This window comes from Pseudomonas sp. D(2018), from assembly GCF_005502555.1.
Classification (GTDB): domain Bacteria; phylum Pseudomonadota; class Gammaproteobacteria; order Pseudomonadales; family Pseudomonadaceae; genus Metapseudomonas; species Metapseudomonas resinovorans.
On record NZ_SCOK01000030.1, the window covers coordinates 24,467 to 34,915 of the forward strand.

Below are 10,449 nucleotides of genomic sequence, written 5' to 3' on the forward strand. Positions count from 1 at the left end.
CCCGGTCACCTCGCGCGCCTCAATCCGCGATCGGCAGCGGCGCGGCCGGGTCGACCAGTCCGGCGCTGCGCAGTTCGCGCCAGAAATCCGCCGGCACCACTTCGTTCAGCGCGGCGCGGTCTTCGGCGATGCGGCCGGGCTTGCTCGCCCCCGGGATGACCGCGGCCACTGCCGGGTTGGCCAGGGCGAACTGGAGCCCCGCGGCCTTCATGCTGATGCCATAGCGATCGGCGATGGCCTTGATCCGGGCGACCTTGGCGAGTATCTCGGGCGTGGCCGGTGCGTATTCGAAGTTGGGGCCGCCGACGAGCGCGCCGGAGCTGTAGGGGCCGCCAACGACTATGCCCAGGCCGCGCGCCGCAACCTGTGGCATCACCCGCTGCAAGGCGCGCTCATGGTCGAGCAGCGTGTAGCGGCCCGCGAGCAGAAAGCCGTCCGGGCGCGGTTCGTCGAGGGCGAGCAGCAGTTCAATGGGCTCAACCCGGTTGACGCCCAGGCCCCAGGCCTTGATCACACCTTCATCGCGCAGGCGGTCGAGAGCCCTGAAAGCACCCTTGCGCGCGCTTTCGAATACGCTGAGCCATTCGTCGCCGTAGAAATCCTGCGCCACGTCATGGACCCAGACGATCTCGATGTGATCGGTCCGCAGTCGCTTGAGGCTGTCTTCGATGGAGCGCAGGGTGGCGGCTTCGGAATAGTCATTGACGATCCGGTTCGGGCGGCCGTAGCGGAAGACATCACCCTTTTCGCCGAGGTCGCGGGCATTCACGTCCTCGACTTCGTCGAGAATCAGGCGGCCGACCTTGGTGCTGATGACGTAGTCTTCGCGACGCCTTCCGGCGAGCGCCTCGCCCATGCGGATTTCCGCCAGCCCCGCACCGTAGAACGGCGCATTGTCGAAGTAACGGATGCCGTCGTTCCACGCGGCGTCCACTGTCGCCCGTGCTTCCTCCTCGGGAATGTCGCGGAACATGTTGCCCAGCGGGGCGGTACCGAAGCCCAGTTGGCCGGGAAGAATATCTTTGAGCGCCATGGTGTTCTCCTTTTTGCGAAAGGAGGCGAAGGCCACGCCTTCGCCCTGGGTTTTCAATGAATGTGCCTATTCGGCGGTCGTCGGCACCGGGCACCCGGGCAGCGGATCAGGCGTGACAACACCTTGTGTCCAGCCTAGCGCTCCAGCATTCGGTCAAGGCTGGCGAGGATGAACGGGATCTTCGACAGGCTCGGCTCCTTGACTGCGGGTTGACCAAAGCATGCGTGCGCCTCACACATTCATCCAATTTATTTGCCGTATTTCAGATATTCACCAAGGCATATAACTGGACACGCGACGACGAGCGACCGGATCGATGGCGAAGATCGATTGCCCCTTTCCCGAACCAGAAACGCTACAATCGCGCCCTTTTTGCGCTACGTGCGCCCCAAGCTCAGGATTCCACCGTGATCTCCACCGCAAATATCACCATGCAGTTCGGCGCCAAGCCGCTGTTCGAGAACGTTTCCGTCAAGTTCGGCAGCGGCAACCGCTACGGCCTGATCGGTGCCAATGGCTGCGGCAAGTCGACCTTCATGAAGATTCTCGGCAGCGACCTGGAGCCTTCCGGCGGCCAGGTGATGCTGGAACCCAACGTGCGTCTGGGCAAGCTGCGCCAGGATCAGTTCGCCTACGAAAACTTCAGCGTGATCGACACCGTGATCATGGGCCACGAAGAGCTCTGGAAGGTGAAGGCCGAGCGTGATCGCATCTACTCGCTGCCGGAAATGAGCGAAGAAGACGGCATGGCCGTGGCTGAGCTGGAGACCGAGTTCGCCGAAATGGACGGCTACACCGCCGAGTCCCGCGCCGGCGAGCTGCTGCTCGGGCTGGGCATCCCGCTGAACCAGCACTTCGGCCCGATGAGCGAGGTCGCCCCCGGCTGGAAGCTGCGCGTTCTGCTGGCCCAGGCGTTGTTCTCGGACCCGGACGTGCTGCTGCTGGACGAGCCGACCAACCACCTGGACATCAACACCATCCGCTGGCTGGAAAACATCCTCACGGCGCGTAACAGCACCATGATCATCATTTCCCACGACCGCCACTTCCTGAACAGCGTATGCACCCACATGGCGGACCTGGACTACGGCGAACTGCGCCTGTTCCCGGGCAACTACGACGAGTACATGACCGCTGCGACCCAGTCGCGCGAGCAGCTGCTGGCCGATAACGCGAAGAAGAAGGCGCAGATCGCCGAACTGCAGACCTTCGTCAGCCGCTTCTCCGCCAACGCCTCGAAAGCCAAGCAGGCGACCTCGCGCGCCAAGCAGATCGACAAGATCCAACTGGCCGAGGTCAAGCCGTCCAGCCGCGTCAGCCCCTTCATCCGCTTCGACCAGCACAAGAAGCTGCACCGCCAGGCGGTGACCGTGGAGAAACTGGCCAAGGGCTTCGAAGGCAAGCAATTGTTCAAGGGCCTGGACCTGCAGATCGAAGCGGGCGAGCGCGTCGCCATCATCGGCCCCAACGGCATTGGCAAGACCACTCTGCTGCGCACTCTGGTCGGCGAGATGACTCCAGACAGTGGCGCTGTGAAATGGACCGAAAGCGCGGACCTGGGCTACTACGCCCAGGACCATGCCCATGATTTCGAAGACGACGTCACCCTGTTCGACTGGATGGGCCAGTGGACCCAGGGCGGCGAGCAACTGGTGCGCGGCACCCTCGGCCGCATGCTGTTCTCCAACGACGAGATCCTCAAGTCGGTGAAGGTGATCTCCGGTGGTGAACAGGGCCGCATGCTGTTCGGCAAGCTGATCCTGAAGAAGCCCAACGTGCTGGTAATGGACGAACCCACCAACCACCTGGACATGGAATCCATCGAGGCGCTCAACCTGGCGCTGGAGAACTACCCGGGCACCTTGATCTTCGTCAGCCACGACCGCGAGTTCGTCGGCTCCCTGGCCACTCGCATCATCGAGCTGTCGGAGAACGGTGTGACCGACTTCAGCGGCACTTATGACGACTACCTGCGTAGCCAGGGTGTGATTGTCTGATCCCTTCCAGGATGAAGGCCGTATCTGTAGAAGGGGCGAATTCATTCGCCAAGGGCGGCGAAGCTGCCCCCTTCGGCATTGCAGGCCGAACCTGCGGTCCGGTTGGCGATTGAAATCGCCCCTACAGGTAAAGCGGACATTGCCGCTTGAGATTGCTCACTCACTGCAAACGACAAAGCCCCGCGTGCGGGGCTTTGTGTTTTCCGGCTAGCGGAATCAGGCGGCGGTGAACAGCTCGCCGATCTGCGCCTTGGCGGTACTGAAGGCGTTGGCACGAGGCTCTTCGCCGTAGGCCAGGCCTTCTGCGCGAACGATCTCGATGTCGGTCACGCCGAGGAAGTTCAGCACCAGCTTCAGGTAGTCCTCGTGAGCCTGGCCGCTGGCCTGGCCGGCGTGGATGCCGCCTGCGGTGGAAACGATCACCACTTTCTTGCCACCCGCCAGGCCTTCCGGGCCGTTTTCGGTGTAGTGGAAGGTCTTGCCGGCGACGGCGATGCGGTCGATCCAGGCCTTGAGCTGGGTCGGGATGGTGAAGTTGTACATCGGCGCACCGATGACGATGGCATCGGCGGCGAGGAATTCGTTCAGGGTGGACTCACCCAACTCGGCTTCGTGCTTCTGCGCAGCATCACGCAGTTCGGACGGGGTACCGCCAGCAACCAGGCTCAGGGCCGACAGGTGGCTGATGGCGTCACTGGCCAGGTCACGGTAGGTAACCTGGGCGTTCGGCTCGGCGGCTTCCCAGGCGGCGACGACGTCACGGCTCAGTTGGCGGGAGGCGGAGGCGTCGCCGAGGATGCTGGAATCGAGGTGCAGGAGTTTCATGGATGGTTACCCTCAGTTGGGCGACCGGCGACGGCCGATCGGATTGGGGGCAATCCTATCCATGTCGACAAACGCTGATTAGCCAGCGATTTTGTGATTGAGCGTCCCACTCATAGGACGAAACTACCTTTCCACGCCGCGCCAGCCCGCGAATGGTGGGCCGATGACGCCGGGCCCACCTGCAAGAGCGCCCCGGTGGAGGCGGACTCATTCGCGACTGCTGCTCAATCCTGCGAAGTGGCACCAATCTTATGTACCGACAGGTCGGCGCCGTAGTATTCCTCTTCCTGGCTAAGGCGGATGCCAACGGTGGACCTCAGCAAGCCATAGACCACAAAGCCGCCCACCAGCGCGACGAGCACACCCAGGCCGGTGCCGATCAGTTGGCTGACGAAGCTGACGCCACCCAGGCCACCCAACGCCTCCTGGCCGAAGATGCCGCAGGCGATGCCGCCCCAGACGCCGCAAAGGCCGTGCAGCGGCCAAACGCCGAGCACGTCGTCGATTTTCCACTTGACCTGGGTGGCGGTGAACGCCCAGACGAACAGGCCACCGGCCGCCGCGCCAGTCACCAGTGCTCCAACCGGATGCATCAGGTCGGAGCCGGCGCAGATCGCGACCAGACCAGCGAGTGGTCCGTTGTGCAGGAAGCCCGGGTCGTTGCGGCCCACCAGCAGTGCGGCGACGGTGCCGCCGACCATGGCCATCAACGAGTTCACCGCCACCAGGCCACTGACGCCCTGCAGGGTCTGCGCACTCATCACATTGAAGCCAAACCAACCGACGATGAGGATCCAGGAGCCCAGCGCCAGGAAGGGAATGTTCGACGGAGCGAACGCCACCAGGCGGCCTTCGCGGTAGCGCCCGTTGCGGTGCCCCAGCAACAGCACCGCGCCGAAGGCCAGCCAGCCGCCCACGGCGTGCACCACCACCGAACCGGCGAAGTCATGGAAGCTGGCGCCAAAGCTGTTCTTCAGCCAGTCCTGCAGGCCGAAGTTGCCGTTCCAGATCAGACCTTCGAAGAAGGGATAAATGAAGGCGACGATCAGCAGCGTGGCGCACAGCTGCGGGTAGAACCGGGCGCGCTCGGCAATACCGCCGGAGATGATGGCGGGAATGGCCGCGGCGAAGGTCAGCAGGAAGAAGAACTTCACCAGGGCATAACCGTGGTCGGCGGCGAGTGCACTGGCCGGTTCCAGGAAGGTCACGCCATAGGCGATCCAGTAACCGATGAAGAAATAGGCCAGGGTGGAAACGGCGAAGTCGGAGAGGATCTTCGACAAGGCGTTGACCTGGTTCTTCTGGCGCACCGTGCCGACTTCAAGGAAGGCGAAGCCAGCATGCATGGCCAGCACCATGACGGCGCCCATCAGGATGAACAGGGTGTTGGAACCGTGGATCAGGGTCTCCACGGCGCTGTTGAGGTTTTCCATTGGCGAAGACAACTCCGGCAGTAAGGAAAGAGCACCAATGCAGTTCATGAACGACTTCCAGCGCACCATCCTGAGGCCACGCCGCACCGCAAAGGATCGAATCCGGTTCCCGAATTGGTGCAGGCAGGCCAGCGCAAGAATTATCTAGAACGGCGTTTCTTTTTGATTTTCATTAGGTTGCGCGTTGATTACGCGTCTCGACAGGCCATCCGGGGCGCCCCGATCCAGCGCATCTCGCCACAACCGCGCACCAGCGCGATGCAAGCGCTATACCAGCAGCACCAAAGAAAATTCCGCGTGAACCTTGGGCGAAGGCACCTACTCTTAGGGTTTGAGTCCTACAAGGAGAATCGCCATGCCCCGTAAGACCGCCGCCCGCGCCCAGGACGACCTGTTGGCCGACTTCCAGACCCTGGTCAACGACACCGAGAAGCTCCTGCAAGACACCGCCAGCCTGGCTGGCGAGCAGGCCGATGAATTGCGCGTGCAGATCCACGAAAGCCTGAAGCGCGCCCGCGACACCCTTCGCGACACCGAGCAGAACCTGCGTGAACGTGGCCAGGCTGCCGTCCAGGCCACCGAAGACTATGTCCAGGAACATCCCTGGCAGAGCGTCGGCCTCGCCGCCGGCATCGGTTTCCTGCTCGGCCTGCTGGCCGCCCGGCGCTGATCATGAGCGACGAAGCCCCTTCCGCCCAGGAGGCGGGACGCGGTCCCTCGCCCAGACGCCTCAGCGCCTCGCTGCTCGGCCTGCTGCACAGCCATGTGGAGTTGTTCGGCATTGAACTGCAGGAGCAAAAAGCCAACAGCCTCTATCTGCTGCTGTTCGGCGGGCTCACGCTGATCTTCGCCATGCTGCTGCTGATCGGACTGTCCGGCCTGATACTGGCGCTGCTCTGGGACAACTGGCGCTTCGAGGCCCTCACCGGCCTCTGCGCCTTCTACCTGATCGCAACGCTTTACTGCGGTGTGCGCCTGAGGGCGGCAGTGGATAGCGACGAGTCGCCCTTCAGCGCGACCCTCGAAGAACTGGCCCGTGACCGGGAGCGCCTGTTGCCATGAACCCGCCGGAACTGCCCCGCAACGCCACCCGTCGCGACATGCGCAAGGCGCTGGTGCGCCTGCGCCTGGAAATGCAGCGCCAGGAACTGCGCCACGAGTCCCTTCTGCTGACCCAGCCACTGCGGCAGGCTCGGGACTTCACCCGTAAGCTGGACATTCCCCACGCCCCACTTTGGGGCATTGCAGCGGTTGCAGCGCTGGGCTTTCTCGCCGCGAACAAAGGCAGCCTGAGCCGCGGCTTGCGCCTGGGCAGTGCGCTCTTCCCCCTGCTGCAGGCCCTGTTGAGAAGCCCCCCGCGGGACGGTCCCGGCTGACATCCCCCGGCTGGAAGGCAACTGGCCACATTCTTGCTACAGATGAGCGGTCCATTGCACCAGGCATGGGCACCAACGTGCGCCGCGCGCATTCCCATGGCCTTCCACCTAAGGAGTCAACGTGATCGATGGGCAACCGCTCGCCTGCTTCCAGCCCTTCATCGATACCGCTACGGGGCTGATCGCTGGCGTCGAGGCCCTGGGCCGGCTGCGCCAGCCAGACGGCACGTTGCAATCGGTAGGCCCGCTGTTCCTTGATTCGAGAGTGTCGCCGACGGCCCTGCGCCGACTCGACCGGCAATTGCGCGAAGATGCCCTGCGGCGCCTGCATGAAGCTCCCTCGGAATGGTTCCTCAGCCTGAACATCTCCCCGCGCTGGATCAGTCGCCTGCGTCCGGGGCAGACCCTGCCCAGCCTCAAGCAACTGCAACGCTTTGGCGTACCCGCCGAACGCATCGTCTTCGAAATCACCGAACTGGGCGGCGCCAGCCAGCGCCTGGCAGATGTGGTCGCGCGTTACCGCGAGGCCGGGGCGCGGATTGCCATCGACGACTTCGGCGCCGGCTATTCCCAGCTCGACCGGGTGCTGGCCCTGCAACCGGACATCCTCAAGCTCGACATGCGCCTGTTCCAGGCCGCAGCCCGCGGCGGGCCCAGCGGCGAAGTGGTGAAGGCCCTCGCGCAGATGGCCGAGAAAACCGGTTGCTGGATCATCGCCGAGGGGGTGGAGACCGAAGCCGAACTGGATTTTGCCCTGGAGTGCGGGGCCCGCTACGTGCAGGGGTACCTGTTCGCCGAACCCCGCCTGGAGTTCTTTGAAACCGATGCCTTCGTACAGCGGTTCGCCCTCCTGCGCGACCGTTACGTACAGAGCAAGCTGGCCGAACGGGCGCGGCTGATGACGTTGCGCCGCAGTCTCAACCAGTTGATGTCGCGGTTGCGCGCCTGGGCTGAAAGCGGCGCGCCAACGTCGAGCCTGGCCAGCCCGGAGGACTACCCCTGGCTGCTGCGCATCTATCAGTGCGACCGCAACGGTACGCAGATCACACCCAATCTGCATTGGGGGCCGGGCGGCTGGCAGGAAGATGCGAGCTACCGGGGTCACAACTGGTCCTGGCGCCCCTACTTCTATCAACTGCTGGCCGAGGGTTGGGAAGAACGCCGCCTGACGCTGTCCACGACCTACCGCGATGCCACCACCAACCAGTACTGCCTGACTGCCGGACAGTTCATCGACAACGGTCGCCGCCTGCTGCTGGTGGATATAGACGCCGCTGGTCTGGCAATGGGCTGAGTCGTGCGCGAACGCTTGGGTTAGAGTAGGGTCTTCAGCCACTGAACGGCGAGGACAGGCCTTGGACTGGCAGACTCTGCTTACCCGCGAACGCCTTGGCAAACCGGTGCACAGCGCCGATGAGCTGGGCCGCAGCCCCTTCCATAAAGACCACGACCGCATCATTTTCTCCGGCGCCTTCCGCCGCCTCGGGCGCAAGACCCAGGTGCATCCGGTCTCCAGCAATGACCACATTCACACGCGCCTTACGCACTCCCTCGAAGTGAGCTGCGTGGGGCGCTCGCTGGGCATGCGGGTCGGTGAAACCCTGCGCGATGTGCTGCCGAACTGGTGTGAGCCCTCGGACTTGGGCGTCATCGTCCAGTCGGCCTGCCTGGCGCACGACATCGGCAACCCGCCCTTCGGCCATTCAGGCGAAGACGCGATCCGCCATTGGTTCGAACAGGCCGCCGCGCGGGGCTGGCTGGACGCCATGAGCCCAGTGGAGCGGGCCGACTTCCTCAGCTTCGAGGGCAACGCCCAGGGGCTGCGGGTGCTGACCCAGTTGGAATACCACCAGTTCGATGGCGGCATGCGTCTGACGTACGCCACCCTCGGCACTTACCTGAAGTATCCCTGGACCTCGCGCCATGCCGAGGCGCTGGGCTACAAGAAGCACAAATTCGGTTGCTACCAGAGCGAGCTGCCGCTGCTGGAGCAGATCGCCGCCAAGCTGGAGCTGCCGCGCATCGACGAGCACCGCTGGGCACGGCATCCGCTAGTGTACCTGATGGAAGCTGCGGACGACATCTGCTACGGCCTGATCGACCTGGAAGACGGCCTGGAGATGGAGCTGCTGGAGTACGCGGAAGTCGAGGCGCTGTTGCTTGGCCTGGTTGGCGACGACCTGCCGGAGACCTACCGCCAGCTCGGCCCCAAGGACTCCCGCCGACGCAAACTGGCCATCCTGCGGGGCAAAGCCATCGAGCACCTGACCAACGCTGCCGCCCGTGCCTTTGTCGAGCAACACGACGCGCTGCTGGCCGGCACGCTGCAAGGCGACCTGGTGGAACACATGCACGGCCCGGCCAAGCGCTGCGTGCTGCGGGCCAAGGCCATTGCCCGTGAGAAGATCTTCCAGGACAAGCGCAAGACGCTCCATGAGATCGGTGCCTACACCACCCTGGAAATCCTCCTCAACGCCTTCTGCGGAGCCGCTCTGGAGCAGCACGGCGGGCGCACGCCGTCGTTCAAGCATCGGCGCATCCTCGACCTGCTCGGCAACAACGCCCCTGACCCCGACTGGCCGCTTTACCGGGCATTCGTCCGGGTGATCGACTTCATCGCCGGAATGACCGACAGCTACGCTACCGAAATGGCCCGAGAGATGACCGGCCGCTCCAGCCCGACCTGACCCAGCGCCTACAGGAGTCGCGTTGATGCGTACCTTGTTCAGAAGAAGCCTGCGCTGGCACGCCGGCCCACCCGCCTGGGGCGCCGCGCTGATGGCCGGGATGGGCTGCGGCCTTCCGCTGATGCTGGGCCTGTTCACGAGTCACAGCGGCTTCCTCTGGGCAGCCACAGGAGCCTTCCAGGCTGCCCTGGCGAATCCTTACCATCGCCTCGGCATGCTGCGCATGAGCCTGCTCACTGGCCTGGGTGCCATCTTTTCTGGTTTGGGCTTCTGGGCGGCCAGCCATCCACTCCTGAGCCTGGCCAGTTTCGCCTTCATGGGACTGCTGTTGGCCGTGTTGCAACGCTACGGCACGGAGTTCGGCAAGCTGGGAGTAGGGCTTGCGGCATGCTTGTGCCTGGGTCAGGGCCAGGCAGGGCTCGGCAACTTGCACAATGGACTGGCGGTGGGGGCACTGTTTGCCATTGGCGGCCTCTGGGTGATGCTGCTTGCCTTCGCCTTGCGAGCCTCACAGGGGATGCGGCTGTGGCCGCTGATGCCGCGCCTGGGCAACTTCGCGCGGGTGATGCGTCGCCATGCCCAGCGCCTGCCCCAGCGCCTTTGGCTGATCCATGCCCTGGCCTGCAGCGCGGCCGGTGCCTTCGCTGGTCTGGCGGTCAACCTGTCCGGACTGCCGCGGGGCTATTGGCTGACGCTGACGGTGATGACCACTATCCAGATGGACCTCAATGGAAGCCTGGAACGTGGCATCCAGCGCTGCCTGGGAAGCCTTGTAGGCGCGCTGGTTCTGATCGGCGTGGGAAGCTGGCTGCAGAGCCCTACCCTGCTGGTAGCCTGCATGTTGCCGCTGATCGTGCTCAGCCGGGCTTTTATCGCCCAGCACTATGGACTGTTCGTGGTGCAGACCACCGTGTGCTTCGTGCTGCTGGCCGAGAGCCTGTCCCTTGACTGGCACCTGCCTGTGCTGCGTCTTTACAACACGCTGCTGGGGGCCGGACTGGCGCTATTGGTCGCTTATCTGGCTCACCGCGCTCGCTTGCGCTGGGGGACACGGTCACCGCAAATGGAAGCGGTGCGTCAGAGCGATTAGTGCCCGAC

10 protein-coding genes are annotated in these 10,449 nt (G+C 64.0%); 7 read left to right on the plus strand and 3 right to left on the minus strand.

What is annotated here, in order from left to right:
- Window positions 1-19: 19 nt before the first annotated feature.
- Entirely contained in the window at window positions 20-1,033 is a 1,014-nt protein-coding gene (locus FFS60_RS18600; RefSeq protein WP_028627183.1) for an aldo/keto reductase, read from the minus strand.
- A gap of 407 nt (window positions 1,034-1,440) precedes the next feature.
- On the opposite strand from FFS60_RS18600, the gene FFS60_RS18605 reads away from it, so the two are divergent.
- A complete protein-coding gene (locus FFS60_RS18605; RefSeq protein ID WP_028627182.1) occupies window positions 1,441-3,030 on the plus strand; it encodes an ABC-F family ATPase in 1,590 nt (529 codons plus the stop codon).
- A gap of 216 nt (window positions 3,031-3,246) precedes the next feature.
- Here the strand turns inward: FFS60_RS18605 and FFS60_RS18610 are convergent, their stop codons facing one another.
- Together FFS60_RS18610 and FFS60_RS18615 are read right to left on the minus strand one after the other, a co-directional pair.
- Complete coding sequence (locus FFS60_RS18610; RefSeq protein ID WP_028627181.1) at window positions 3,247-3,855, minus strand: FMN-dependent NADH-azoreductase; 609 nt, start codon at window positions 3,853-3,855, stop codon at window positions 3,247-3,249.
- A gap of 224 nt (window positions 3,856-4,079) precedes the next feature.
- Window positions 4,080-5,288 (minus strand): ammonium transporter, encoded by a 1,209-nt coding sequence (locus FFS60_RS18615; RefSeq protein ID WP_028627180.1) that lies wholly within the window; start codon window positions 5,286-5,288, stop codon window positions 4,080-4,082.
- Between the two features lie 355 nt (window positions 5,289-5,643).
- Here FFS60_RS18615 and FFS60_RS18620 point away from each other — a divergent pair, with 355 nt between their 5' ends.
- From FFS60_RS18620 to FFS60_RS18645, 6 genes are all read left to right on the plus strand, one after another.
- Entirely contained in the window at window positions 5,644-5,958 is a 315-nt protein-coding gene (locus FFS60_RS18620) for a YqjD family protein (RefSeq protein ID WP_028627179.1), read from the plus strand.
- Between the two features lie 2 nt (window positions 5,959-5,960).
- On the plus strand, window positions 5,961-6,350 hold the full coding sequence (locus FFS60_RS18625) for a phage holin family protein (RefSeq protein WP_028627178.1): 390 nt from the start codon (window positions 5,961-5,963) through the stop codon (window positions 6,348-6,350).
- Complete coding sequence (locus FFS60_RS18630; protein WP_028627177.1) at window positions 6,347-6,664, plus strand: hypothetical protein; 318 nt, start codon at window positions 6,347-6,349, stop codon at window positions 6,662-6,664. Before FFS60_RS18625 ends, FFS60_RS18630 begins: the two co-directional genes overlap by 4 nt.
- Window positions 6,665-6,785: 121 nt before the next feature.
- Complete coding sequence (locus FFS60_RS18635; protein ID WP_137822797.1) at window positions 6,786-7,958, plus strand: EAL domain-containing protein; 1,173 nt, start codon at window positions 6,786-6,788, stop codon at window positions 7,956-7,958.
- A gap of 61 nt (window positions 7,959-8,019) precedes the next feature.
- On the plus strand, window positions 8,020-9,351 hold the full coding sequence (locus FFS60_RS18640) for a deoxyguanosinetriphosphate triphosphohydrolase (protein ID WP_028627175.1): 1,332 nt from the start codon (window positions 8,020-8,022) through the stop codon (window positions 9,349-9,351).
- Window positions 9,352-9,376: 25 nt separating this feature from the next.
- The gene (locus FFS60_RS18645) at window positions 9,377-10,441 is read left to right on the plus strand and encodes an FUSC family protein (protein WP_137822798.1); all 1,065 of its coding nucleotides are present in this window, start codon (window positions 9,377-9,379) and stop codon (window positions 10,439-10,441) included.
- The last annotated feature ends 8 nt before the right edge of the window (window positions 10,442-10,449 follow it).